The 24,117-nt window shown below is 70.5% G+C and carries 23 protein-coding genes; 12 read left to right on the top strand and 11 right to left on the bottom strand.

All coding sequences use genetic code 11. The features are described from left to right. Positions 1 to 7: 7 nt before the first annotated feature. Positions 8 to 1,531: an AI-2E family transporter gene (locus RWK90_RS02885; RefSeq protein ID WP_314034480.1), complete on the bottom strand. Its 1,524-nt coding sequence runs from the start codon at positions 1,529 to 1,531 to the stop codon at positions 8 to 10. 98 nt (positions 1,532 to 1,629) lie between these two features. Here RWK90_RS02885 and ychF point away from each other — a divergent pair, with 98 nt between their 5' ends. The 3 genes from ychF (at position 1,630) to RWK90_RS02870 (ending at position 4,299) form a co-directional block, all read left to right on the top strand. Continuing rightward, positions 1,630 to 2,709, top strand: a complete 1,080-nt coding sequence (gene ychF, locus RWK90_RS02880) for a redox-regulated ATPase YchF (protein WP_314034478.1) — start codon at positions 1,630 to 1,632, stop codon at positions 2,707 to 2,709. 112 nt (positions 2,710 to 2,821) lie between these two features. Further along, positions 2,822 to 3,766, top strand: a complete 945-nt coding sequence (locus tag RWK90_RS02875; protein ID WP_314034476.1) for an AraC family transcriptional regulator — start codon at positions 2,822 to 2,824, stop codon at positions 3,764 to 3,766. Further along, positions 3,763 to 4,299, top strand: a complete 537-nt coding sequence (locus tag RWK90_RS02870) for a dihydrofolate reductase family protein (RefSeq protein ID WP_314034474.1) — start codon at positions 3,763 to 3,765, stop codon at positions 4,297 to 4,299. The genes RWK90_RS02875 and RWK90_RS02870 overlap by 4 nt, the downstream gene beginning before the upstream one ends. Positions 4,300 to 4,325: 26 nt before the next feature. Here the strand turns inward: RWK90_RS02870 and RWK90_RS02865 are convergent, their stop codons facing one another. Beyond that, positions 4,326 to 5,363, bottom strand: a complete 1,038-nt coding sequence (locus tag RWK90_RS02865) for a methionine synthase (RefSeq protein ID WP_314034472.1) — start codon at positions 5,361 to 5,363, stop codon at positions 4,326 to 4,328. 20 nt (positions 5,364 to 5,383) lie between these two features. Further along, on the bottom strand, positions 5,384 to 6,376 hold the full coding sequence (locus tag RWK90_RS02860; RefSeq protein WP_314034470.1) for a putative oxygenase MesX: 993 nt from the start codon (positions 6,374 to 6,376) through the stop codon (positions 5,384 to 5,386). Between the two features lie 125 nt (positions 6,377 to 6,501). Here RWK90_RS02860 and RWK90_RS02855 point away from each other — a divergent pair, with 125 nt between their 5' ends. From RWK90_RS02855 to RWK90_RS02840, 4 genes are read left to right on the top strand one after another with little or no spacing between them, the layout of a single operon-like run. Beyond that, positions 6,502 to 7,449, top strand: a complete 948-nt coding sequence (locus RWK90_RS02855; protein ID WP_314034468.1) for a LysR family transcriptional regulator — start codon at positions 6,502 to 6,504, stop codon at positions 7,447 to 7,449. A gap of 46 nt (positions 7,450 to 7,495) precedes the next feature. Beyond that, complete coding sequence (locus tag RWK90_RS02850) at positions 7,496 to 7,633, top strand: hypothetical protein (RefSeq protein ID WP_314034467.1); 138 nt, start codon at positions 7,496 to 7,498, stop codon at positions 7,631 to 7,633. Then, positions 7,630 to 8,100 (top strand): NUDIX domain-containing protein, encoded by a 471-nt coding sequence (locus RWK90_RS02845; protein WP_314034465.1) that lies wholly within the window; start codon positions 7,630 to 7,632, stop codon positions 8,098 to 8,100. Before RWK90_RS02850 ends, RWK90_RS02845 begins: the two co-directional genes overlap by 4 nt. Beyond that, the gene (locus RWK90_RS02840) at positions 8,097 to 8,684 is read left to right on the top strand and encodes an AAA family ATPase (RefSeq protein WP_314034463.1); all 588 of its coding nucleotides are present in this window, start codon (positions 8,097 to 8,099) and stop codon (positions 8,682 to 8,684) included. Before RWK90_RS02845 ends, RWK90_RS02840 begins: the two co-directional genes overlap by 4 nt. 27 nt (positions 8,685 to 8,711) lie before the next feature. On the opposite strand, the gene RWK90_RS02835 is transcribed toward RWK90_RS02840, so the two are convergent. Beyond that, the gene (locus RWK90_RS02835) at positions 8,712 to 9,203 is read right to left on the bottom strand and encodes a hypothetical protein (RefSeq protein ID WP_314034461.1); all 492 of its coding nucleotides are present in this window, start codon (positions 9,201 to 9,203) and stop codon (positions 8,712 to 8,714) included. 82 nt (positions 9,204 to 9,285) lie between these two features. On the opposite strand from RWK90_RS02835, the gene RWK90_RS02830 reads away from it, so the two are divergent. Together RWK90_RS02830 and RWK90_RS02825 are read left to right on the top strand one after the other, a co-directional pair. After that, the gene (locus RWK90_RS02830; protein WP_314034459.1) at positions 9,286 to 10,023 is read left to right on the top strand and encodes a mismatch-specific DNA-glycosylase; all 738 of its coding nucleotides are present in this window, start codon (positions 9,286 to 9,288) and stop codon (positions 10,021 to 10,023) included. Positions 10,024 to 10,074: 51 nt separating this feature from the next. Then, positions 10,075 to 10,380 carry a monooxygenase gene (locus RWK90_RS02825; protein WP_314034457.1) on the top strand — a complete coding sequence of 102 codons (306 nt, stop codon included), beginning with the start codon at positions 10,075 to 10,077 and terminating at the stop codon, positions 10,378 to 10,380. Between the two features lie 90 nt (positions 10,381 to 10,470). Here the strand turns inward: RWK90_RS02825 and RWK90_RS02820 are convergent, their stop codons facing one another. From RWK90_RS02820 to RWK90_RS02790, 7 genes are all read right to left on the bottom strand, one after another. Continuing rightward, on the bottom strand, positions 10,471 to 11,547 hold the full coding sequence (locus tag RWK90_RS02820; protein ID WP_314034455.1) for a hypothetical protein: 1,077 nt from the start codon (positions 11,545 to 11,547) through the stop codon (positions 10,471 to 10,473). Between the two features lie 291 nt (positions 11,548 to 11,838). After that, positions 11,839 to 13,722, bottom strand: coding sequence for an MFS transporter (locus RWK90_RS02815; protein WP_314034454.1), 1,884 nt, complete (start codon positions 13,720 to 13,722; stop codon positions 11,839 to 11,841). A gap of 275 nt (positions 13,723 to 13,997) precedes the next feature. Next, positions 13,998 to 16,232, bottom strand: a complete 2,235-nt coding sequence (locus RWK90_RS02810; protein ID WP_314034452.1) for an NADP-dependent isocitrate dehydrogenase — start codon at positions 16,230 to 16,232, stop codon at positions 13,998 to 14,000. 245 nt (positions 16,233 to 16,477) lie between these two features. Continuing rightward, positions 16,478 to 18,301: an ABC transporter ATP-binding protein gene (locus tag RWK90_RS02805; protein WP_314034450.1), complete on the bottom strand. Its 1,824-nt coding sequence runs from the start codon at positions 18,299 to 18,301 to the stop codon at positions 16,478 to 16,480. Continuing rightward, a complete protein-coding gene (locus tag RWK90_RS02800; RefSeq protein WP_396230255.1) occupies positions 18,298 to 19,890 on the bottom strand; it encodes an ABC transporter transmembrane domain-containing protein in 1,593 nt (530 codons plus the stop codon). The genes RWK90_RS02805 and RWK90_RS02800 overlap by 4 nt, the downstream gene beginning before the upstream one ends. Positions 19,891 to 19,954: 64 nt before the next feature. Continuing rightward, positions 19,955 to 20,395 (bottom strand): hypothetical protein, encoded by a 441-nt coding sequence (locus RWK90_RS02795; RefSeq protein ID WP_314034447.1) that lies wholly within the window; start codon positions 20,393 to 20,395, stop codon positions 19,955 to 19,957. A gap of 109 nt (positions 20,396 to 20,504) precedes the next feature. Further along, positions 20,505 to 20,723, bottom strand: coding sequence for a dodecin (locus tag RWK90_RS02790; protein ID WP_314034445.1), 219 nt, complete (start codon positions 20,721 to 20,723; stop codon positions 20,505 to 20,507). 129 nt (positions 20,724 to 20,852) lie between these two features. Here RWK90_RS02790 and RWK90_RS02785 point away from each other — a divergent pair, with 129 nt between their 5' ends. From RWK90_RS02785 to RWK90_RS02775, 3 genes are all read left to right on the top strand, one after another. After that, positions 20,853 to 21,629 carry an isocitrate lyase/phosphoenolpyruvate mutase family protein gene (locus tag RWK90_RS02785; RefSeq protein ID WP_314034444.1) on the top strand — a complete coding sequence of 259 codons (777 nt, stop codon included), beginning with the start codon at positions 20,853 to 20,855 and terminating at the stop codon, positions 21,627 to 21,629. A 57-nt stretch (positions 21,630 to 21,686) separates the two neighbouring features. Continuing rightward, positions 21,687 to 22,214, top strand: a complete 528-nt coding sequence (locus tag RWK90_RS02780; protein ID WP_314034442.1) for a DinB family protein — start codon at positions 21,687 to 21,689, stop codon at positions 22,212 to 22,214. A gap of 109 nt (positions 22,215 to 22,323) precedes the next feature. Continuing rightward, a complete protein-coding gene (locus RWK90_RS02775) occupies positions 22,324 to 24,081 on the top strand; it encodes a lipase family protein (protein ID WP_314034439.1) in 1,758 nt (585 codons plus the stop codon). Positions 24,082 to 24,117 lie beyond the last annotated feature (36 nt).

The raw sequence follows: 24,117 nt of genomic DNA, 5'->3' as shown, positions 1-24,117 counted from the left end.
GAAGACTCTAACCGCCCAGTCGACGGGCGAGGAAACGGCCGAAACGGCGCAGCGGGTTGGGTCTGGCCGCCTCCTCCTCTCTCGGGGAGGGGCGCCGGCCGGTGACCGCCTTGGAGTCGACGACCCCGGGCTCGGGCGGCAGCTCCTCCGACATCGGCGGAGCGGTGGCGCTCGCATCTCCGCCCGCCTCGGCGTGGCCCCCGGACGGGGAGGCCCCCGCACCACCCGGAGCCCCGGCGGGGACCCCGCCGACCGCGGTGGAGCCCGGCGGGGCGATGTCCGGGCGCTCGTCGATCATCCCGGCCATGATCGCGGTGCTGCTCTTGCGCAGCGCGGCGAACCGCGAGCTGGACATCTCACCGAGCCAGGCGGTCAGACGGCCCTCGTCGGTCGCGGAAGCCAGATCCGAGGCGGTGACGTCCCCGGTGCGGAGGTCGATCTGCTCGTTGATGTACCGGATCACCACCGCCACCACTGCGAGGATCGGCACCGCGAGGAACGCGCCGATGATGCCGAACAGCGTGCTTCCCGCGGCCACACCGAGGAGGATGACGCCCGGGTGCAGGTTCATCGCCCGCGACTGCAGGATCGGCTGGAGCACGTTGCCCTCGATCTGCTGCACCGCGATGATCACCACGAGGACGATGATCGCCGTGGTGAACCCGTTGGCCACCAGCGCGATCAACACCGCCAACGCGCCGGCCGTGAACGCACCGACGATCGGGATGAACCCGGCGATGAACGTGATGACCGCCAGCGCCCACGCCAGCGGCACCCCGAGGATCACCAGGGCCAGACCGATGAGTACGGCGTCGACGAACGAGACGATCGCCTGGGCACGGATGTATCCGCCCAGCGTGTTCCACGCCCGGGTGAGGACCTCGGTGAGGTGACGGCCGGCGGTGCGCCCGGTGTTGCGGCGCACGAACGGCAGGAACCGCGGCCCGTCCTTGATGAAGAAGAACGTCAGCACCAGGACCAGGACGAGCGTGACGAGGAGGGAGCCCACCGCGCTGACCCCGGAGAACACGCCCGAGGCGATCTGGTCGCCCCGGTCCTGCAGCGTCGAGCTGAGCTGGTCGAGCACCCCGTCCAGCTGCTCGTCGCGGATGTTGAGCGGCGGACCCCGGAGCCAGTCCTGCACCTCACCGATCGCCTCGGACGTCTGGTCGGCGAGCTGCACGCTCTGCTGCACGATCGACGGCGCGATCAGTGCGATGACACCCGAGAGGAGCCCGAGCGCGCCGACGATCGACAGCAGCGCGGCCAGCGACTTGGGCACCTTGTGCCGCACCATCCAGCCCGTGGGAGGCCACAGGACGGTGGAGATGATCAGCGCCAGCAGGATGGGCAGGATGCCCACCCACAGGGCCCCGCCGATCCGCGAGACCAGCCAGCCCGCGACGAGCAGGATCGCCAACCGCAGCGCCCAGTCCGTGACCCATCGTCCGCCGAGGCCGATGAGGACGGACCTGTCGACGTGCTGTTCCTGATCCTCGACGGGGGGATGCGGTTTCGGCTCGTCGCTCATGAGTGTCATCTTGTCAGAGGCCGCGTCGGGGCGCTCCCGTCACGGCTCCGACGGCCGAGGGGGAGGGCCGGCGGTGGCTGTCCGTAGACTGTGCCCTCGTGAGCCTCACCCTCGGAATCGTCGGACTGCCCAACGTCGGTAAGTCGACCCTGTTCAACGCCCTGACGAACAACGACGTCCTCGCGGCGAACTACCCGTTCGCCACCATCGAGCCCAACGTCGGCGTGGTCGACCTGCCCGACCCGCGCCTCAACCGGCTCGCCGAGATCTTCGGCTCCGAGCGGATCCTGCCCGCCGTGGTGTCGTTCGTCGACATCGCGGGCATCGTCAAGGGCGCCAGCACCGGCGAGGGCATGGGCAACAAGTTCCTCGCCAACATCCGCGAGGCCGACGCCATCTGCCAGGTCGTCCGCGTCTTCGACGACCCGGACGTCATCCACGTGGACGGCAAGGTGGACCCGATGGCCGATATCGAGGTGATCGCCACCGAGCTGATCCTGGCGGACCTCGAGACCATCGAGAAGGCCCTGCCGCGTATCGAGAAGGACGCCCGTAAGGACAAGTCCCTGGTGGCCCAGCTCGACGAGATCCGCAAGGCCCAGGCGGTGCTCGAGGACGGGCGCACCCTGTTCAAGGCCCAGGACGAGATCGACCGCGGCCTGCTGCGCGACCTGCACCTGATGACCGCCAAGCCGTTCCTCTACGTCTTCAACGCCGACGAGTCCGTGCTCACCAGCGACGAGCGCAAGGCCGAGCTCAGCGCCGCCGTCGCGCCCGCGGACGCGGTCTTCCTGGACGCCAAGGTCGAGGCCGAGCTGCAGGAGCTCGACGAGGACGACGCCATGGAACTGCTGGAGTCGATCGGCCAGACCGAGCCCGGCCTCAACGCGCTGGCCCGCGCCGGCTTCCACACCCTCGGCCTGCAGACCTACCTCACCGCCGGCCCCAAGGAGTCGCGCGCCTGGACGATCCGCAAGGGCGACACCGCCCCCAAGGCCGCCGGCGTCATCCACACCGACTTCGAGAAGGGCTTCATCAAGGCCGAGATCGTCTCCTTCGACGACCTCGACGCCGCCGGGTCCATGGCCGCGGCCAAGGCCGCCGGCAAGGTCCGCATGGAGGGCAAGGACTACGTCATGGCCGACGGCGACGTGGTGGAGTTCCGCTTCAACGTCTGAGACCGCGGCGCAGACGCGGCGGCGGTCTGCGCGGTCCGCGGTGAGATCAGCGGGCCAAAATCGAGCACGAACGGTCAAGCCGATGGCGGCCCGCTCCGCTGATAATCAAGGCATGACCGCACGACGCCCGGGACGAGATCGCCTCCGCGAGCTGCTCGACGCCGTCCTCGTCGAGCACGAGGGCGCTGCAGTCGTGGGCACCCTCGCTGCCGGAGCCCATTCGTCGTCGTTCCACTTCACTCGTCAGGTGAGCCGGGCGGCCGGGGAGGCGCCGGCGGCGCTGCGGCGTCGCGTCCTTCTCGAGCGCGCGGCCTGGGAGCTCCAGCGGGGACGGACCGTCACCGACGCGGCGTTCGCGGCGGGGTACGACTCGGTCGAGGGCTTCTCGCGCTCCTTCTCCCGGGCGTTCGGGTGTCCTCCGAGCGCCATGTCCCGCGCGCACGAGCGCGGGCACTGGTTGCCGGCGCCGAACGGCATCCATTTCCACTCCCCGACGGTGCTCTACGTCGATGTGGGGCGGGAGGTGTCGGCCGGAGACGTCGTCGCCCTGATGGTCCGCCACGACCTCGAGGACACCGATGCGCTGCTCGCCGCCGCCGAGGAGGTCGACGACGACGAATTCCGGCGCGAGAGGATGCCGGACCACCGCGTGCTCGAGTGGTCAGGGGACGAGACCTCGCTCGCGGACGTCCTGCACCACCTGGCCCTGGACAAACTGCCGTGGCTCGCGTGCATCGAGGGTGATGACGAGCCTGATCTTTCCGCGGCAACCGACGTCCCGTCTCTGCGCCGGCGGCACTCGGAGATCGCCGCGCGGTGGCTGGCGCTCACACGCGATGTGGAACGGCGTGGAGCATGGGGCGACCGGGTGATCGACGCGCTCTGCGACCCACCCGAATCCTTCCTGCTCTCTCAGATCGTCGCCCACACTCTCACCTTCGCGGCCCATCGCCGCCAGCTCGCCCGGTGGATGCTCGCGCAGGCGGGCGTCGACATCAAGGGCCTCGATCCCGATCCGATCATGTGGCACCGCCGCGCCTCAGGAGGACTGTCATGACCCGCTACCGCTACTACACCGCCACGACCCTCGACGGATTCCTCGCCGACGACGACCACTCCCTGGCCTGGCTCTTCAAGCAGGACATCGACGAGAACGGGCCGGGCAGCACCGACGCGTTCCTCACGGAGGTGGGAGCCCAGGTCATGGGGTCGTCCACCTACACGTGGGTCCTCGAACACGACCGCGACTGGCTGCCCGAGATCCCCACCTTCGTGTTCACCCACCGCGATCTCGAGGCGGCGAATGACCACATCTCGTTCCTCGCCGGCAGCCCCGCCGATCATCGCGCGACGCTCGTGGCGGCGGCTTCCGGCCGCGACGTGTGGGTCATGGGCGGGGGAGGGCTGGCAGCCGAGTTCGCCGGGGCGGGGATGCTCGACGAGGTGGTGGTCTCGATCGCACCCGTGACCCTCGGTTCGGGCAAGCCGCTCTTCGGCGGCGCCTTCGACCTCGAGCTAAAGGGGTGCGAGCGCAACCGCGACTTCGTGGTCGCGCACTACGACGTCCGGGGGCCGCTGACGAACCAGTGACGCCGGGGCCGCCCCCCCGTGACGGGTCAGGTGCACGAGCCGGCGAGCTCTCGGCGAACGAGGTGCGTGCCAGCGCTGAGCGCGCTGAGCTTGGCAAGTGCGACGTCCCGGGGCAGCGGTGCCATCCCGCAGTTCGTGCTCGGCATGAGGTTCTCCGCGTCGACGAACTCCAGCGCCTTGCGGAGGGTCTCCGCGACCTCCTCTGGGGTCTCGACCTGCTCGCTGGCCACGTCGATCGCCCCGAGCATGACCTTCTTGCCGCGGACCAGCTCGACGAGATCCACCGGGACGCGGGAGTTGTGGCACTCCAGGGAGATGATGTCGATGTCGGACTGCTGCAGCAGCGGGAACGATTCCTCGTACTGGCGCCATTCCGATCCGAGGGTGGCCTTCCATTCGGTGTTGGCCTTGATGCCGTAGCCGTAGCAGATGTGGACCGCGGTCTCCGCGCGCAGTCCTTCGGCCGCGCGCTCCAGTGCCGCCACACCCCAATCCTTGAGCTCGTCGAAGTAGACGTTGAAGGCGGGCTCGTCGAACTGGATGATGTCGACCCCCGCAGCCTCGAGTTCGCGGGCCTCCTGATTGAGGATCGTCGCGAACTCCCACGCCAGCTTCTCGCGGCTGCCGTAGTGGCTGTCGTAGAGGGTGTCGATCATCGTCATGGGGCCGGGCAGGGCCCACTTGATGGGCTGGTCGGTCTGGGTGCGCAGGAACGCGGCGTCGTCGACGAACACCGGCTTCTCCCGGCTCACGGCGCCCACGACTGTCGGCACGCTGGCGTCGTACCGGTCGCGGATCCGGACGGTCTCGCGCCGCTCGAAGTCCACCCCGTCGAGATGCTCGATGAAGGTCGTGACGAAGTGCTGGCGGGTCTGCTCGCCGTCGCTGATGATGTCGATGCCGCGATCGCCCTGCTCCTTGGTGGCGATACGCAGCGCGTCCTGCTTTCCCTCGGCCAGCTCGGCGCCCTCCAGCCGCCAGGGTGACCAGAGGGTCTCGGGCTGCGCGAGCCACGAGGGCTTGGGCAGACTGCCGACGGTCGTGGTGGGGAGTAGGTGATCCATGGTGGTCTCTCCTGCGGCGCTCATCCGACGAGCACCGGGTAGCGGGCGGCCCACTGCTCGAGCAGGGCGCCGTGGGGGGTCATGAGGACCTCGTCGGTGTACGCGCCCTGCTTCTTGGCGAGCTGACTGCGCTCCTGCCGGTCGTACACGATCGGGGTGGGCGTGAAGTCCGGGTGGTCCAGGCTCGGTCGGTAGACCTCGCCGGCGGGGGAGTGCGCGTTGTAGATCTCCGGCCGGTAGATCTTCTGGAAGGTCTCCATCACGGCGATGGTGCCGGCGAGCTGCAGGTCCGAGTAGTCGTCGAGCAGGTCTCCCCGGAAATAGAAGGCGAGCGGGGCGACGCCGCCGGGCGGCAGGAAGTATCGGACCGACAGGCCCATTTTGGCGAAGTACTCGTCGGTGAGGGAGTAGTCGTCCTGGGCGTACTCCACGCCCAGGGCCGGATGCTGGTTCCCGGTGCGGTGGTAGGTCCGGCTCGTCGAGACGCTGATGCAGATCACGGGTGTCGCGTCGAAGCGCTGCCGGTAGGCGGGGGAGTCGATGAAGTGTTGGAAGAGCGCCCCGTGCAGGTCACCGAAGTCGTGCGGGACGGTGAACCCATCGCCCCCCTGGTTGGCCGCCGGGAGCCGGACGCTGAAGTCGTAGTCGCGGACGTAGGAGGAGAAGTTGTTCCCCACGATCCCCGGCAGGCGGTCGCCGGTGCTCCGGTCGAGGATCGTCACGTCCAGGACCTCGATCAGCGGGAACTCGAGGTTCTGCTGGTCGGCGGTGAACTGAAGAGCGGCGGAGACGATCTCGAGCTCCACGGCGTAGCGGTCGCGGTCGGGGTTGTCCCGGGGCGCGAGTTCGTTGATCCGGTCGTTCATCATCGCCAAAGCCGCGCGGAGGTTGAGCTGACGGTGTTCGCCCCGGGCCAGGTTCGCGAAGTTCGTGGTGGTACGGGAATCTTCCGACGGGGAGTAGTTCTCGTCGAAGGGGGTGGTGCTGATGCGATACGTGAAATCGTCCGACATGGACATCCAATTCTGAGGTCGGTCGGCCGGGCTCGGCACTGCGGAAACTGTGGGCCTCCATCTTGCAGTCCCAGTTCAGGTATCGGGTAACTACTACTCGCTATGAATCTCTATAGTTAATGCCTATGGCGCGCGACTCCCGGGGGATCACCCTGCAGCAACTGACCTACTTCATCGAGGTCGCGGCGGAGGGCTCGATCACCGGCGCGGCCGAACTGCTCTACGTCGCCCAGCCGACCATGTCCGCCGCGATGAAGGACCTCGAGTCGCGAGTGGGTCGCACGCTGCTCTCCCGTTCAGCACGCGGTGTCACTCTGACCGAGGAGGGTGCGGAGTTCCTCGGGTACGCCAGGCAGGTCGTCGAGCAGATGTCGCTGTTGGAGCAGCGGTATCTCGGGCAGCCGCCGTCCCGCCGCCTGCTCGGGGTCTCGGCCCAGCACTACTCGTTCGTGGTCGAGGCGTTCATCCGGATGGTGCAGGCAGGCGACGCGGAGCAGTACGAGTTCTCTCTCCGGGAGACCCGGACCTGGGACATCATCGAGGACGTGCGGACGCTCCGCAGCGAGCTCGGCGTGCTGTTCCGGAACGACTTCAACCGGAAGGTCATCGACAAGCTTCTCCGCGACTCCGGTCTGGTGTTCCACCCGCTCTTCGACGCGGTGCCGCACATCTTCATCTCGCGGCAGAACCCGCTCGCCGCGCGGGACCGGGTCACCCTCGACGACCTGACGGACCTACCCCGCCTCACCTTCGACCAGGGCGCGAACAACTCGTTCTACTTCGCGGAGGAGATCCTCTCGACTCGGTCGAGCAAGCGGGACATCCGGGTCTCTGACCGCGCGACGATCTTCAACCTCATGATCGGTCTCGACGGCTACACGATCTCCACCGGGATCATCAGCGACGATCTCGACCCGGAGATCGTCGCGATACCGCTCGAGGTGGACGAGAGCATCGAGATCGGTTGGATCAGCCATTCCGGGATCCCGCTGACCGATCAGGCGCAGCGCTACCTCGCCGAGGTCCGCGCTGTCGTCACCGACTACGGGGTCGAGCTCATCGAGGCGTCCTGACAGCGGCTGGGGTCAGCGGGACCCGGCTCGCGGTTACGATCAGTTCGTGTCGACGTACGTGGGGGTTCCCAACGGCTCGGCGGAGTCGTCCGCGTATGCGGTGAGCCTCGTTCGTGGCCGTCCGCACGTGGCCCTCATGCCGGGGGACTCGACCGACATCAGCGAATGCGCCGGTCGGCAGTGACCACCGCAGAGACCGAGCCGGCCACCGTGGCGAAGGTGGTCGCCTACGTGATGCACGAGGGCAGGCTCCTCGTGTTCACGCACGACGATTTTCCGCAGGCCGAACTCGGCGTCCAGGTTCCCGCCGGGACGATCGAACCCGGTGAGGCGCCCGCGGAGGCCGCGGTCCGGGAGGTCGCCGAGGAGACCGGGCTGCGCGCCCGCGTGGTCCGACCGTTGGGAAGTGGACTCTACGACTTCCGGCCGACGAAACCCGAGATCCACGAGCGGCACTTCTTCCATCTCGAACCCGAGGACCGGTCGCTGCCCGAGCGATGGTCGGCCGGGGAGCCGCATCCCCGGGGCGGCGGTACGAGCCCAGCGTGGACATGCTTCTGGATCCCACTGGAGCGCGCGCACGTCCTGAGTGCGGGGTTCGGTGCACGCCTGGGCGGGCTCTGCGAGCCCGCCGGGGGCGGGCGAGCGTGACGGCCGCGCGGCGCGTCCTGGTGGTGGGTAGCTCCGGTTCGGGCAAGACGACGACGGCGAAGAGGATCGCGGACAAGTGCGGAATTACCCACATCGAGCTCGACGCGCTGCACTGGGGGCCCGACTGGACCGCGGCCACGGCGGACGAGATGCGCGAACGGGTGCTCCGGGCGATCGAGGGCGGCTCCTGGGTGGTGGACGGCAACTACCGGTCCAAGATCGGCACGCTCGTGTGGGATCGCGCTGACACCATCGTCTGGGTCAATCCGTCCCGCCTGGTGGCGTTGTCGCGGGCGTTTCGGCGAACCGTGAGGCGCGTGGCGACCCGGCAGGAGCTGTGGAACGGTAACCGCGAACGCTGGTCGTCTCTGATGTTCTGGCGGGGCGAGGAGTCCCTCCTCTGGATCGCCTGGTCGCTGTATCCCCGAACGCGGGACCGCTACGAGGCGGCGATGAAGGAACCGGCGAACGCACACCGCCGGATGTACCGGGTGCGCGGCGCGCGGGACCTCAACCGCGTCCTCGCTGCACTGGGGTCGACCTCCGCGACCCTCGATCCGCCCGGCCCGACGGGGACTTCCTGACCCGGCGATCGCGATGCCGTCCACCGGCTACCCCTCGACCCACCCGGGCGGCGGATCGGTCGCCTCATCCCCGAGCCGCCATGTCGAGTCGGAATCACTGAACGCCGACGGACGACCGTCGACCTGCTCGGCTCGGAGGCGCATACGGGAGTACCACTCGACGTAGGCGACGTCGTCGGCGGACGTGACCGCCGCCGCGGAGCCGAGGTGCCGCAGGATCTCGTCCGCGACCCGGTCGACGGTGGTCTCCGGGCCGATCCGCAGGGTTCCCACGGTGGGGAAGCCGCCCGCGGAGACGGTGAATACGGCATCGTCGCCCCGCGGCGGGAAGCTCACGCCACCCGTCAGGTTCGCCGCGGGGGTCACCGCGAAGCGCCAGTACCCGACCGGGCCGTGGTGAGGAATTGCGCGGAGACCGGTGAACCCGCGGCCGTGCAGGCATTCCACGGCCGCGAGTAGGAGCTTCCAGTCCGAGTGTGACCCTTCGGTCTCGGCGCCGGATTCGTACTGGGTGGGCATCGGGCTCCTGAGTATGCGCGTGCGGCTGACGGGCACCGTGCACCATGCCAGCCGGGTCGGACATCGCAGTACAGTCGCGCCCATGGTGCACTCCCACGACCGACAGGTGCTCCGGGACGCCGTTGGTGGACGACGCGCTGTGTCGGCGATCCCGCGCCGGCCCTCGCCGCTGGGCGGCAGGCGTCCCACCCGGGAGGATCTCGCCGCGTTCGCGGGCCTGCGCGAGGACGGCATGGACGATCTTCTGCCGGTCGACCCCGGCGCGCTGCGACTGCTCATCGTGGGCATCAACCCCGGGCTGTGGACCGCGGCCGTCAACGCGCCGTTCGCCCGCCCCGGAAACCGGTTCTGGCCCTCGCTCCACCGAGCCGGCCTCACGAAACACCTGGTGGACGCCTCGACGGGGTTGTCCGAGGCGGACGAGGAGAGGGTGGTCTCGGCAGGGATCGGGATCACCAACTTCGTCGGGCGCGCCACGGCGCGCGCCGACGAGCTGTCCCGGGAGGAACTGCGCGCGGGCGGAGTACGGCTCGCCGAACGCGCTCGCCGATTGCGTCCGGATGTCGTGGCGGTCGTGGGGATCACCGCGTTCCGGATTGCGTACTCGCTGCCCCGCGCGAGCTCCGGCCGACAGGACCCCGGGTCGGTGCCGGATTGGCCGGCGGGGGTCGAGCTGTGGGTGGTGCCCCAGCCGAGCGGTCTCAACGCCCACGAGACCGTCGACTCTCTGGCCGATCACTGGCGGCGGGTGTGGGCCGAGGTCCCTGGTCGCACCGGGCCGGCCGGGCGCTGGGACGGCGATCGTTCGGCCGGCGGCTGACCTGTTGACCCTCTGTATCCTGGGGTGACGAGACGGACCGGGAGAGCGACGATGGCTGTGTTGGTACAGGTGAACTTCCCGATGCAGGGACCCTGGGGATCGGAGATGGCCGAGGCCTTCCGGGGGCTGGCGGAGTCGATCAACGCCGAACCGGGTTTCATCTGGAAGGTCTGGATCGAGGACGAGCAGGCCGGGCGGTCCGGCGGGATCTACCTCTTCGACACCCGCGACCACGCCGAGGCCTACGTCGCGATGCATACCGAACGCCTGGCCGGGTTCGGGATCACCGAGGTGAGCGCCACCTTCTCGGACGTCAACGAACCCCTGAGCACGCTCAACCGGGCCACGCTGGCCTGAGCCCGCCGGCACGAGGTCACAAGACGTGGCACGTGGAGAGCGCGCGGCCCGACGGTGGTCCTCCCCGGCGGCGGGCGGCCGCGGGCGGCGTTAACAGGGGTCGGTGTAGCCGGCCGTCGGGGAGAGCACCCGGGCGTTACCGCCCCGGGCCTGCTTGTCGCGGCAGAGTGCGGCGGTGTTGTGGCCGTGATCGATGTAGACCGGGTACACGCGGGCCCCGCCCACCTCTGCGCGGAGCGACGGGCACTGCCCCGGGGTCATGAACTCGGCCCCGGGATGGCGGTCGAGGAGAGCCGCGATGCCGGACTGGGGATCAGGGCTCTCGATGTAGGACTCCACGATGAGGATCCCCCGGCCGTCGCAGGGCGGCGCCGACGCGGTGACCAGCCGCCCGGAGGAGGTGCGAACCCCACTGACAAGACCAGTGGCGCCGATGAATTCAGGGGGCTGGGCGTTGGGTTGGTCCCGCGCGCCGGACCGTGCGGACGGCTCCCTGGTCCCAGCGGAGGGGTGGTTCGCGTAGTCGGTCTCCGCCAGGACCGGGCCCGTGGTGGTGATCGCCTGCTCCGGGCCACTCACCGTGAAGCTGTTCGCCCCCGTACGGCATTCGAGCGTGGAGGCGTCCGGTTTCGCGCAGCGGAGGTCGCCGATCTGCACCGCCTGCCCGGTGTCCAGGCGCGCCGAGACCGGCGGGACTCCCTCGACGAACGTGTAGCGCAGACCCACAGCGCCGAGCTCGATCGCGCCCGGGCGGCCCGGGAAATGCTCGGTCAGGTCCGGGACCTCGGGTGCGGGCCGGCCCGTGCAGGTCACTCCGTCCTGGTCGGCGACGCACAGTCCCACGTTCGGCCCGCCGGTGGAGTAGTTCCAGGCGTAGGCCCCCGGATTTCGTGGCGCCGCGAAGTCGGCCGGATCCACCTCGGTGAGCTGGGCCTGCTCCGGGGCGGGGGAGGTCGCCACGGTCACGGTGGTCGTGCCGGCAGGGCGGGCAGGAGACCCGGAGGTCTGGCCGGCGGGGTCCCCGTTCACCTCGCCCGGCTGTCCGGCCGAGCACCCCGCGATCAGCAGCGCGGCACCGAGCCCCGCGAGCACCCGGACGGCGCCCGCGGCGCGGCGCCGTTTCATCGCTGCGCTGCCCGTCGGAGATTCTTCGCGGTGGTTGGTCATGAGTCTCCTCGCAACTGGTCGTCAGGGCAGCGGGCGCGCCCGGCTGCGGCGTGAGGCCACAGTCGCACAGAGCTCCGACACCAGGGGCGGCAGACGCAGTCCCCGGAGGGGGCGGCGGCGGGGGAGCAGCAACTCGACCGGTATCCCCGGGCGCCTGGATGAGCCCGGCGTTCGGCAACTGACCACCGGGTCGTCGTCGCCGTCGTCGTCCCCCGGGTCGGCGGAGACCACCGCGCCCCCGTCGGAGTTTTTCCGGCGGGGGCGCGGTCGGTTGGGGCGGACGGGCCCGGGTCAGTGCGCGGGAACGGCTTCCGGTTCCGCCGAGGCGCGGGCGTTCAGGTAGCTGCTGATCGCCAGACGGTTGATCGCCGAGCGGCTGACGATGCCCACCATCCGGCCGCCGTCGCCCAGGACCGGCACCTTCTTGAGGTGGGCGTCCGACAGCGCGGCCACGGCGTCGGCGATCGACGCGCCCGCATCGATCGTCACGACCTCACGCGTCGCCAGCCGCATCACGTTCAGGTCCGCCAGATCGGCCATCGCGTCGGCCAGGTCCTCGTCGGCCCCGATCGCGTACGAATAGATCGAGGTGGACGACGGGTGCGCCGCCGAGAGGTACCGCATGACGTCGCCGTCCGAGAGAAAGCCCGCGAGCGAGCCGTCGGGATCCAGGACCGGGGCGCCGGAGATACCGCGAGCGCCGAACATCGTGATGGCCCCGAGGACCGTGTCGGTGGAGGAGAGCGCGTACACGTCCGACTTCATGATCTTCTCGACCGTGTCCGCCGGGTGCACCCCGGCGTCGGCGGCCGCGGGGCGGACGGTGCGCGCCGCCCGCGAGGCGGCGAACGCCAGCGCGATGCCGATGAGAGAGACCACGACGACGACGCCGACGGCGCTGCGGAAGCCCGTGAGCAGCGACTCGAATTCATCCATGCCGGAATCGAGGTTGGCGCCCGACACGGCGCCATAGATGCCGGCCGCCAGCGAGGTGCCCACACAGCCCGCGATCTGGAAGCTCGTCGAGACGACCGTGACGCCGTGCGGGGCGGACTCCCGGTCCAGGCTGGACAGGGCGAAGGTCTGCGACGGCCCGATCACGAGCGCGGTGGCCAGCACCGCAGGGATGTAGAGCACGCCGAACAGCAGGATCGACGAGTGACCGGCGGCGATGCCGACACCGGTGACGAACACGGCCATCACCAGGAAGCCGAGCGGGATCGACCAGCGGCCACCGTGCCGGTCGAACAGACGGCCGGCCACCGGCCCGGCCACCACGGTGAGCAGGATGCCCGGGGCGAGGGTGAGGGAGGCGCCGAGCGGGGAGACGCCCTGCGCGGCCTGCAGGAACAGGGGGATCACGACGTTCATCGCGAAGACGAACACCAGGCCCAGCATGGTCATCAGGACGCCGAGGACGAACGCGCGGTTGGAGAACGGCCGCATGTCGATCAGCGGGTGCGCGATCCGGCGCTGGCGGACGACGAACACCCACAGTGCGGCGAGGCCGACGACCGCCGAGAGCGCGGCGTACACCGGGGCGCCGCCGAACGCGGCGGAGATGCCGTAGAGGATGCCCACCAGGGCCACGGCGACGAGCAGGAACGACGGGATGTCCAGCACGGGGCGGCCCAGGTCGGCCACGGTGCGCAGCGCGATCGCACCGGCGATCAGGACGAGCAGGGTCAGCGCGCCGAAGACCCAGAGCAGGGTGGTCCAGGGGGCGAACGTCAACAACACCCCGGAGAGCACGATCGCCAGTGAGGGGCCCAGCGTGGTCATTGCGGCCATGATGCCCATGTTCAGGCCCAGCTTCTCGCGAGGTGAGACGGCCAGGGTGATGTTCATGCCGATGGGCGTGAGCAGGCCCGTCCCGATGGCCTGGAGCAGGCGCGCGATGAGCAGCACAGCGAAGGAGGGGGCGAGGGCGCCCACCACCGACCCGACCACCATGATCGCGACGACCGCGACGAAGAGCTGTCGGGTCGGGAAGCGGTGATACAGCACGTTCGAGACGGGGACGAACACCGCCGCGACGAGGAGGTAACCGGTGGTCAGCCACTGGACGGTGTTCACGTCGACCCCGAAGTCCGCCATGATCGGCGTGAAGGCGACGTTGAGGAAGGTCTCGTTGAACGTGGCGAGGAACGCGGCGGCCGCCGCGACGGCGATCATCCAGCCGGCACGGCCGGGGACAGGCGCAGGGGCAGTACGGGATGAGGGCAAGGAGTCTCCTGACGTCCGGCGGGTGGGGCGATCGACCGTGCCGTGTCAGAAGGTCCCTGCGTGGACCCTCGCGTGTCGTGTCATCGATACGAGATGGTGGCCATGAATGGCGCCGTTCAACGTAGCAGATTATTTTCCGGCGCATAAGCGGCCGGAGAACGCAGGCGCGCCCCGCCGGATCTCTCCGACGGGGCGCGGTGGGTGTGCCGGCTCTTCAGCCCGGATCAGGCGAAGGCGCTGTCCAGGTGAGCGTTGAGCGTGGCACTGGGGCGCATCGCGCTCTTCAGCTTCTCGGAGTCGGGCCGGTAGTAGCCCCCGAGGTCGACCGCGTTGCCTTGCACCTCCGTCAGCTCCTGCAGGATGGTGTCCTTGTCCGCCTCGAGCTTCTCGGCGAGCGGGGCGAACCGGGAGGCCAGCTCCGTGTCCTCGGTCTGGTCGGCCAGCTCCCGGGCCCAGTACAGGGCGAGCCAGAACTGGCTGCCGCGGTTGTCGAGCTCGCCGGTGACGCGCGAGGGTGACTTGCGGTTCTCCAGCAGCTTGCCGGTCGCGGTGTCGAGAGCCTTGGCCAGGATGGTGGCCTTGGGCTTGTCGTACTTGCGACCGAGGTCCTCCAGGCTCGCGCCGAGCGCGAGGAACTCGCCGAGCGAGTCCCAACGGAGGTGGTTCTCCTCCACCAGCTGCTGGACGTGCTTCGGGGCGGAGCCGCCCGCGCCCGTCTCGTAGAGCCCGCCGCCGGCCATGAGCGGCACGATCGACAGCATCTTGGCGCTGGTGCCCAGCTCGAGGATCGGGAACAGGTCCGTGAGGTAGTCACGCAGGATGTTGCCGGTCACCGAGATGGTGTCCAGGCCACGCCACGCGCGCTCGAGGGTGTACCGCATGGCGCGCACCTGGGACATGATCTGGATGTCCAGGCCCTCGGTGTCGTGCTCGGCGAGGTACTTGTTCACCAGGGTGATCAGGTTGTTCTCGTGCGGCCGGTACGGATCCAGCCAGAAGACCGCCGGCATGCCGGAGGCGCGGGCGCGATCCACGGCCAGCTTGACCCAGTCGCGGATCGGGGCGTCGTTGACCGTGCACATGCGCCAGATGTCCCCGGCCTCGACGTTCTGCGACAGCAGGACCTCACCGGTCGCGGCGTCGACGATGTTGGCCACACCGTCGTACTGGACCTCGAAGGTCTTGTCGTGGCTGCCGTACTCCTCGGCCTTCTGGGCCATGAGACCGACGTTCGGCACGGTGCCCATGGTGGTGGGGTCGAACGCACCGTTGGTCTTGCAGAAGTTGATGATCTCCTGGTAGATCCGCGCGAACGTGGACTCCGGGATGACGGCCTTGGTGTCCTTCTTGCGGCCGTCGGCACCGTACATCTTGCCGCCGATGCGGATCATCGCCGGCATCGAGGCGTCGACGATCACGTCGGAGGGGGAGTGGAAGTTGGAGATGCCGCGCGCCGAGTCCACCATCGCGAGCTCCGGCCGCTGCTCGTGGCAGCGGTGGAGCTCCTCGATGATCTCCTCCTTCTTGGCGGACGGGAGGTTCTCGATCTTGGCGTAGAGGTCGCCCATGCCGTTGTTGACGTTGATGCCGAGCTCGTCGAACAGCTCGCCGTACTTGGCGAAGGCGTCCTTGTAGAACACGCGGACGGCGTGCCCGAAGACGATCGGGTGGCTCACCTTCATCATGGTGGCCTTGACGTGCAGCGAGAACATGACGCCGGTCTCCTTGGCGTCGTTCAGCTGCTCCTCGTAGAACTCCAGCAGAGCCTTCTTGCTCATGAACATGGAGTCCACGACGGTGCCGGCCAGCAGGGACTCCGTCTTGAGGACGTGGGTCTCGCCGTCCGGCGTCACGACCTCCATCCGGACGTCGCAGTCGCGGTCCAGGATCATCGACTTCTCACCGGCGTAGAAGTCACCGTGGGTCATGTGCGCGACGTGGGTCTGCGAGGCCATGGACCACTTGCCCATGGAGTGGGGGTTCGCGCGGGCGTACTCCTTGACGGCCTTGGGGGCGCGGCGGTCGGAGTTGCCCTGGCGGAGGACCGGGTTGACCGCGCTGCCGAGAACGCCGGCGTATCGCGCCGCGACGTCCTTCTCCTCGTCGGTCTGCGGATCCCACGGGTAGTCCGGGATGTCGTAACCCTGCGACTGCAACTCTGCGATTGCGGCGGTGAGCTGCGGCACGGAGGCGCTGATGTTGGGCAGCTTGATGATGTTGGTGGACGGGTCCTGGGTCAGGCGTCCCAGCTCGGCCAGGTTGTCCGGGATCCGCTGCTCGTCCGTGAGGCGCTCCGGGAACGCGGCGAGGATGCGCGCGGCCACCGAGATGTCGCTGGTGGTGACATCGATATCGGCGGCGTCGGCGAAGGCGCTGACCACGGGCAGGAACGCCTCGGTCGCGAGGCGGGGGGCCTCATCGGTCAGGGTGTAGATGATCTTCTGTCTGCCATCGGTCATAGGTATCGACTCTTTCGTTCGTGCTGATCGTGTTCTTGTGGAACGTCTCGCGGCACCATCATCCCCCGAGTCGCACCGCAGTGGCCAACGCCACCCGGGGACAGCACGGGACTGGGCCGACGACGCGTGGGTCTCGCGGTCGTCCCGGCACCGCGTCCAGTGTGGTCCACCACGCGCCCGCGCGCGTCCTCTTACCGTCCGATCACCCCTGTTCGTCGGGCACGCGGCGGGCCCGTCGAGGACCCCTACCCGGGCGTCGATCCTCCCGGAGGCGCCGCGGACCGACGGCCGGCGGACCACGCGGCCCACAGGCGGTGGTAGATCCCCCCGTGGGCGACGAGCTCGTCGTGGGTGCCGCTCTCGACGATGCGCCCGGAGTCCATCACGAGGATGGTGTCGGCGCGGGAGGCCTGGTCGAGACGGTGGGCGATCACGAGGGCGGACCGGTCGCGGGTGACCTCGTCGGCCGCGCGCTCCAGCGCCTCCGCCCCGGCGGAACCGGCCTCCGCCGTGGCCTCGTCCATGACGATGACCGCGGGGTCGAGCAGCAGCACGCGCGCCAGCGCCAACTGCTGGGCGGCGACGGGGTCGAGCTGCACGCCCCGCGCACCCACGACCGTGTCGAGCCCGTCCGGTAGCCGCTCGAACCATCCGGTGGCGTTGACCCGGTCGAGCGCGTCCAGCAGCTCGGCGTCCGTGGCCTCGGGCCTGGCCAGGGTGAGGTCCTGCCGCAGCGTGCCGGAGAAGACGTGCACCTCCTGGCTGACGGTGGCCAGTCGGGCGATGCGCTCGCGGTCCGACAGGGACGACACCGGGTGGCCGTCGACGAGGACGTCGCCGGTGTCGGGGACGAGCAGTCCCGCCAGTAGTGCGGCGACCGTCGTCTTGCCGGCGCCGGACGCCCCGACGATCGCGACGGTCTGACCGGGCGAGATGGTGAAGTCGATGTCGCGTACGGCCCAGGATCCGCCGTAGCTGAAGCTCACGCCGCGCAGTTCGACCCGGCCCTGGGGCGCGTCGACGCCGCTGTCGGGGACCGGCGCGGGCGGGTCCACCACCACGCCGACGATCCGTGACAGGGACGCGTAGCCCGACTGGACCACGTCGAGGATCCGCATGAAGGTCATGAGCGGGCCCCGCAGGCGGATGATCATGAGCACCGCCCCGGTGACGGCGCCCACGGTCAGCGCCCCGGTGTCGACCAGGTGGTAGCCCACCGTCAGGGCGATCGCCAGCATGAGGAACTCGCCGACGAGCACCCAGACGTTGAGCACGAGCATCGTCGTGCGGGCCCGGATGGCCTTGCGCACCACGTCCCAGGACGCGTTGCCGATCCCGGTGTGCATGCGCCCCTCGAGCGAGAACGCACGGACCGTCGCCCGGCCGCGGATCGCCTCGAGGACCCGGCGCGCCCGCTCCGCCATCGCCGCCCGCTCGGCGGCGTAGCGGTCCGGTGCCTTGGCGAGGTAGCGACGCGCGGCGAGGTAGTAGAGGGGGGCGACGACGAGGGGGACGACGAGGAACTGCCAGTCCAGGGCGAACAGGGCGATCACGGTCGCCACCACCGTCAGGGCCGAGGTGGACAGCGTCGGGACGGTCTCGGTGACAGCGGAGGACAGCTCGGCCACGTCATCGGTCGACCTGCTGACGAGGTCGCCGGAGCCCGCGTCCTCCACTCGGTGGGTGGGCAGTCCCAGCGCGGTGCCGACCATGTCCTGCCGCAGGTTCGCGATGACCCGCTCCGACAGCCTGGCCACGAGGTAGAAGCCGCCCGCGCTCAGGGCCGCGCCGCCGACCGCCGCCGCCAGCAGCTGAGCCCCGATCGCCCACAGCGACCCCTCGGTGTGCCCGGAGACCAGGTCGACGATCCGGCCCATCAACTGGGGGATGAGCACACCCGCCGTCGCCCCCAGGCTCAGCAGGACCACGGCCAGCGCGAGCCACCGCCGGGCGTGCCTCACCCGGGCCAGTTGCCGGGCCACCTCGCGACGGACCTCGCCCGCGGAGGCCACGGGGAACCGCAGCGCCGTGTCGGTCTTGACGGGGGGAGTCGTGCTCGTCGTCGTCATCCCCCGACCCCCACCGACAGGCACCGCGCCGTCGCGCGGAGGCCGTCCACGCCCAGGCGGGAATCCGCCACGGCGTTCCACGCCGGGGCCTGGCTGAACACGATCGTGATCCGCCCCGCCCGCTCGCGGGCGAGGTTGTCCGCGATGGCCTGCTCGGTCACGGAGTCCACCGCGGTGGTGGGGTCCTGCAGCACCAGTACCTCCGGGTCGAAGGCGACGGCCCGCGCGAGCGCGACACGCTGTCGCTGGCCGCCCGAGAGCATGCGGCCGTTCTCGCCGACCCGCTTGTCCGGGCCGCCGGGGATGTCGTCGCAGCACGCCGTCCGAAGTGCGTGCTCGGCGACGGCGCGGTCGGGGTGGACGTTGTCGGCCACGCTGCCGTCGAACAGGTCGGCGGCGTGGGGCACGACCACCACGCGGGTGCGCGGAAGGGATTCGAGGAGATGGACGAGGTCCGGATCGGTGCCGTCGACCACCGTCAGGCCCGGGGGCAGCGCGCGGATGAACTGCTCCGCGGTCGCGGCGTCGGCCTCGGTGAGGCGCTCGAAGTCCGCGCCGAGCACCTCACGGATCCGCCGGCCGGAGGCCTCCGCCGACGCCCACCGGGACGCGATGTTGCGGCCGAACATGGTCATGGGGACCACGAGGAACTGGGTGAGTCCGACGACGGTGATGAGCTCGCCGATGGTGACGTGGCCGGCGAGGGCCAGCGCGCCCGCCGCGAGGCCGAGCGTCGAGACGAAGACCGCCCCGGTCGCCTCCGTGGCCGCGTTGAGCCGGGCCTCGGCGGCGTCGGCGTGAACGGTCTTGCGGTAGGCGTCGTCCGAGACCTCGTCGTACCGCCGCCGCACCGTGACGATCGCGCCGAGCCCCTTGAGGATCCGCAGGCCCTGGACGACGTCCGTCGCCGTCGCGGCAGCCTGGGCGATCGCCTGCTGACGCGCGATCGACCGGCTCTGCAGCGGACGCGCGACCCGCAGCGCGACGATCACCAGGACCGGGCCGCCGATCAGGGTCGCCAGGCTCAGCCACGGGTTGATGGTGAACATCATCGCCGCGCCGTAGGTGATGGCCGCGGCCTCGGCGACCGGCATGACGGTCATCATGACGATGTCCCCGACGCGGGTGGTGTCCGAGGACGCGATGGACAGCAACCCGCCCGCCGTACGCTCCCGGCCGGCGAACCCGCGCGGGTCCTGGATGCGGTCGGTGACCGCCGTGCGCAGGTCGTGGCTGACGAGCTGCTGGCTGCGGACCAGCATGAAGCGGGCGGTCCAGTTGGCGACCATCGCCACGAGGAACACGCACGCGAGCACGCCGATCCAGAACCAGAGGCGGTTCAACCGGCCGGTCGCGATCGCGTCGTCGACCGCCCGGCCCACGACGACCGGCGTGATCCCGTTGCACACGAAGCCCACGGCCATGCCGGCCGAGGCGATGAAACTCCACGGGCGCTGGGACAGCGCCACCTTGAGGGTCCACCTCGGGGCGTCGACCGCCGGGAGCCTGGACCGACGTCCACCCGGGCCGGGGAGCGCGGCGTAGTCGACGATGCTGCCCGCCTCCGGGCCGTGAGAGAAGTCGGGCACGAGGGCCGATGTTACCGGCGGGAAGCCCGGGGTCCGTCATCCGCGACCGGGGCCCCGCCGCAGCTCACCCGGCCGCCCGTCCCGGCTGCCGTCCGCGCACGGCGCGGCCCCCGACGATCTCCACGGTGTCGACGTCCGCGACGCCGAGAGCCAGCAGCGCCTGGCCCGAGGCGTCGAGCTCGTCCTCGATCGTCCGCAGCCATCGGCCGACCACCTCGTCCGGGAGGCGGCGCCGGGCGGACAGGCCCAGGACGAACCCGGGCGAGGCGATCGCCGGCAGTACCGCCATCGCCTCGCGGCGTTCGCGCGAGGTGCACAGCCAGTCCACGTCGCTGACGAGGACGGGCGCGGGTAGGCCGACGTCGTGCTCGTCGCACGGGAGGATGAGCATCGTGTTCCGGCCGCGGTCGTGGTGGCCGATGATCAGGTCGATCACGCCCGCGGCGAGCGGGGCGTCGTCGAGCGGCAGTGTGGTCCAGTTGTCGGGGAGGTCCTCGAATCTCATGCCCCGAGTCTGGGCGCGTCCGACCCGCGGCGACAGGGTCCGGGCGCCGATTGTGGGGCGCCGGCCCGGCCCTGTGGAGCGCGCGATCCGGTGGAACCTCCCGGCGGTGTCAGGCGTCTGCCGCGGGTTCGTGGCGGAATCCCACCTTGATGGTCACCTGCCAGTGGGTGACCCCGCCGCCGTCGAGCTTGCCGCGGACGGACTGGACCTCGAACCACTCCAGGTTGCGCAGGGTCCGTGACGCTTCCGCGACCGCGTTGGCGATGGCCTGGTCCGTCCCGTCCGGTGACGACCCGACGATCTCGGTGATGCTGTAGACGTGGTTCATGACTGGCCTCCCTGGCGCGACACGAGCGGGTTGGGGGTGTGACGCGTCTCACTGTACGGCGGTTCGGGGCGCGGTCCACCGGCGTAGGGTCGGGACAGAGACGCCACGCCTTTCCCGAGGAGGAACCAGATGACAGACGTACGTGCACGGGCCACCACGCTGGCCGAGCTCCACGAGTCGGGCGAACTGGCCGTCCTGCCCACCGTGTGGGACACCTGGAGCGCCCGCGTCGCCGCCGATGCCGGCTTCCCGGGCCTGACGGTGGGCAGTCACCCCGTCGCCGACGCCACCGGCAGTGCGGACGGGGAGAAGATGGACTTCTCCGAGTACCTGGGCGTCATCTCACGCATCGCGGCCGCGGTGCCGGTCCCCGTCAGCGCGGACGTCGAATCCGGATACGGGCTGGACCCGGCCGAGCTGATCACCCGCCTGCTCGACGCCGGCGCGGTGGGGGCGAACATCGAGGACGTCGTGCACCGCGAGGGCAAGCGGGTCCGGGACCGTCAGGAACACGCCGACTACATCGCCGCGGCCCGTCGCGCTGCCGACGACGCCGGGGTCCCCTTCGTGATAAACGGCCGCACCGATGCCGTGAAGCTCGGGACCGACGTCTTCCCCGACCCGGTGGCGGAGGCAGAGGCCCGCATCATCCTCATGGAGGACGCCGGGGCACGATCGGTGTACCCGGTGGGCGTGACGACCGCCGACCAGCTCACGCGCCTGGTGCAGGCCGTGACGATCCCCGTCAACGCGACCGCCCATCCGGTGAAGGGCCACGGCGCGGGCGACCTCGCCACCCTGAAGAAGCTCGGAGTACGTCGGGTGTCCTTCGGGCCGCTCTGGCAGATGTGGCTCGCCGAGGTCTCCGCCGACCAGCTCGGCGCCTGGCTGCCGGCGGACGACTGACCGGGCATCGGCCGTGAACCGGCAGCGGGGCGGGCCGGACGGTGGGACGGTGGGTGCATGACCTCCGCCCCGGAACCCTCCCTCCCGGACACCACGGACTGGACGACCGTGCTCGACGCGGGCTGTGACGAGTGCGGCTACCGGCCTCACGACCCGGCCGCCACGAGCGACCGCCTGGCCTCCGCCCGCGACCGCTGGCGCACCGTGCTCCGCCGTCCCGGAGTCGAGGCGCGGCCGGCTCCGCGGGTGTGGTCGCCGCTGGAGTACGCGGGTCACTGCCGCGACCTCATCGAGGTCCTGGGGGAGCGAGTCGCGGCGATGCTCGACCGCGCCGAGCCGACGTACGCCGACTTCGACGGTGAGCAGGCTGTCGTCGAGCACGAGTACTGGCGGAGCGACCCGGATGACCTCGCCCACCGCCTCGACGCCGCCACGTCGCGGGCGCTGCAGATCCTCGACCGCGTCGCCCCGGCGGACCGGGACCGCACCGGTCGCCGCGGCGACGGCTACATCTTCACCGTTGCGTCCCTGTGCCAGTACATCGTGCACGACGTCGAGCATCACCTGCACGACGTCGACGGGTGAGAAGAGGCGGTTCACCCCGACGCGGCGGCGCGGCAGGATAACTTCGTCTCCAGTGGGCCATATACGTCGGTAGAGGACGGGCCCGAGGACCCACCCGAGGAGACGGACCTTGCACGACACGGCCGATCAGCGCACCGTCGGCGGACGGCGGGTCCTCGGCGCCCTTCTGGCCCTCGCATCCATCGCCCTGGGCGCGACAGTGATCTTCGTCCACCTCGGCCTGCCGGTGATGGTCACCCTGGCGGGCGCGGGAATCGTCGTCGTCGGACTCGCCACCGTCTCCGGTGTCGACGGCGCCGGCCGCTCCGGACGGTGGGCACGCCTGGTGGCCGGGCTCGCCGCCGTGGCGGCGGGGGTCGTCGTGCTCGCGTGGCGCGCGGCCAGCCTGCGCACCCTGTTGTGGGTCATGGTCGCCGCGCTGGTCGTGCACGGACTCCACACCGTCGTCTCGGCCTGGCGCAGGGGCGCGGACCGGCGGGCGGCGGGGCTGTTCAGCGGCGCCGCAGCCCTCCTGCTGGGGCTGCTGTGCCTGGTCTGGCCGGTGCTCGCGGTGCACCTGATCCGGTACGCGGTGGGGGCGTGGCTGGTGTTCGTCGGGTTGCGGGCGCTGGTCGAGCTCGTCGTGGAGCGGCCGCGGGCCCGGTTCCGCGCCGGCCGCCGGCGGGTGCGCGCGTGGGCGCGCACGGCCGGGGCGGTGGCGGCGTTCCTGGTGGTGCTCGCGTTGACGATCGGCAGCGCGGTCCTGCTGCGCGGCGATGACCGGCCCGAGCCGGACGATTTCTACACGGCGGTCGAGCCATTGCCGGGGGAGCCGGGGGTCCTCCTGCGCGCGGAGACCCTCACCGCGGGCGTGCCCGCCGGCGCCGAGGCCTGGCGGATCCTCTACACGACCACCCGGCCCGACGACTCGGTGACCGTGGCCAGTGGAGTGGTGATCGCGCCGACGGACCGGGGCGCGGGCGAACTGCCCGTGCTCAGCATCGCCCACGGGACGACCGGCATCGTGCCACGGTGCGCGCCCTCGCTGAGCCCCACCCCGTTCGCCGACGGTGCGGCGGCCGCCCTCGAGCAGATGGTCACCGAGCGCGGGTGGGCCGGGGTCATCTCCGACTACGTGGGCCTGGGCACCGCCGGCATGCACCCGTATCTGGTGGGGCGGGCCGAGGCGCGCAACGTCCTCGACGCCACCCGCGCCGCGCAGCAGCTCGACGGGCTCGACCTGGGTACCGACACCGTGGTGTGGGGCCATTCGCAGGGCGGCCACGGCGCACTGTGGACGGGGCAGATCGCCGGCGACTACGCGCCGGAGCTGACGCTGCGTGGGATCGCCGGCATGGCACCGGCCAGCGACCTGTACCGCCTGGCCGACGAGGACAAGGACAGTGTCGGCGGCAAGACCGTCTCGGCGTACATCGCCACGTCGTGGAACGAGATCTACCCCGAGCTCGACCTGACCGGCCACCTCAATCCGGGCACGGCGCACGGGGTCGGGAAGATCTCCGACCTGTGCTTCAACGAGAAGGACGTCATCGCCGCACTCCTGCGCGGGACGCAGATACCCGAGCAGGTCTTCCCGGACTCCGTACTCGAGGGCGGGCTCGGCGATCGACTGCGGGAGAACTCGCCGACCGGCCCGTGGCCCGCGCCCGTCCTCGTCGCGCAGGGCCTGGCCGATCCGCTCGTGACGCCGACGATGCAGCAGGACTGGGTCGCCGGTCGCTGCGCCGCGGGCGATCCGATCGACTTCCGCACCTACCCCGGGCTCGACCACATGGGGCTGGTGGCCGCCGACTCGCCACTCACGCCGCAGCTGGTGCAGTGGACCCTCGACCGCTGGGCCGGGGCGGCGCCCACCCCGACCTGCTGATCGCCTTGCTCCGCACCCCTTGACGTGGGGCGGGAG

Source organism: Dietzia sp. CH92 (assembly GCF_032248695.1).
Taxonomy (GTDB): Bacteria; Actinomycetota; Actinomycetes; order Mycobacteriales; family Mycobacteriaceae; genus Dietzia.
Note: the sequence above shows the minus strand (reverse complement) of the source record. Positions and strands in the feature narration are given on the sequence as shown.

Coding starts and splice junctions, on each gene's coding strand:
- RWK90_RS02865 (WP_314034472.1), bottom strand. CDS start 5,363: ATGGATCACCTACTCCCCACCACGACCGTCGGCAGTCTGCCCAAGCCC.
- RWK90_RS02825 (WP_314034457.1), top strand. CDS start 10,075: ATGGCTGTGTTGGTACAGGTGAACTTCCCGATGCAGGGACCCTGGGGA.
- RWK90_RS02795 (WP_314034447.1), bottom strand. CDS start 20,395: ATGAGATTCGAGGACCTCCCCGACAACTGGACCACACTGCCGCTCGAC.
- RWK90_RS02870 (WP_314034474.1), top strand. CDS start 3,763: ATGACCCGCTACCGCTACTACACCGCCACGACCCTCGACGGATTCCTC.
- RWK90_RS02815 (WP_314034454.1), bottom strand. CDS start 13,722: ATGATCGCCGTCGCGGCGGCCGCCGCGTTCCTCGCCACGTTCAACGAG.
- RWK90_RS02855 (WP_314034468.1), top strand. CDS start 6,502: ATGGCGCGCGACTCCCGGGGGATCACCCTGCAGCAACTGACCTACTTC.
- RWK90_RS02835 (WP_314034461.1), bottom strand. CDS start 9,203: ATGCCCACCCAGTACGAATCCGGCGCCGAGACCGAAGGGTCACACTCG.
- RWK90_RS02805 (WP_314034450.1), bottom strand. CDS start 18,301: ATGACGACGACGAGCACGACTCCCCCCGTCAAGACCGACACGGCGCTG.
- RWK90_RS02860 (WP_314034470.1), bottom strand. CDS start 6,376: ATGTCGGACGATTTCACGTATCGCATCAGCACCACCCCCTTCGACGAG.
- RWK90_RS02810 (WP_314034452.1), bottom strand. CDS start 16,232: ATGACCGATGGCAGACAGAAGATCATCTACACCCTGACCGATGAGGCC.
- RWK90_RS02820 (WP_314034455.1), bottom strand. CDS start 11,547: ATGACCAACCACCGCGAAGAATCTCCGACGGGCAGCGCAGCGATGAAA.
- RWK90_RS02785 (WP_314034444.1), top strand. CDS start 20,853: ATGACAGACGTACGTGCACGGGCCACCACGCTGGCCGAGCTCCACGAG.
- RWK90_RS02875 (WP_314034476.1), top strand. CDS start 2,822: ATGACCGCACGACGCCCGGGACGAGATCGCCTCCGCGAGCTGCTCGAC.
- RWK90_RS02790 (WP_314034445.1), bottom strand. CDS start 20,723: ATGAACCACGTCTACAGCATCACCGAGATCGTCGGGTCGTCACCGGAC.
- RWK90_RS02780 (WP_314034442.1), top strand. CDS start 21,687: ATGACCTCCGCCCCGGAACCCTCCCTCCCGGACACCACGGACTGGACG.
- RWK90_RS02830 (WP_314034459.1), top strand. CDS start 9,286: ATGGTGCACTCCCACGACCGACAGGTGCTCCGGGACGCCGTTGGTGGA.
- RWK90_RS02885 (WP_314034480.1), bottom strand. CDS start 1,531: ATGAGCGACGAGCCGAAACCGCATCCCCCCGTCGAGGATCAGGAACAG.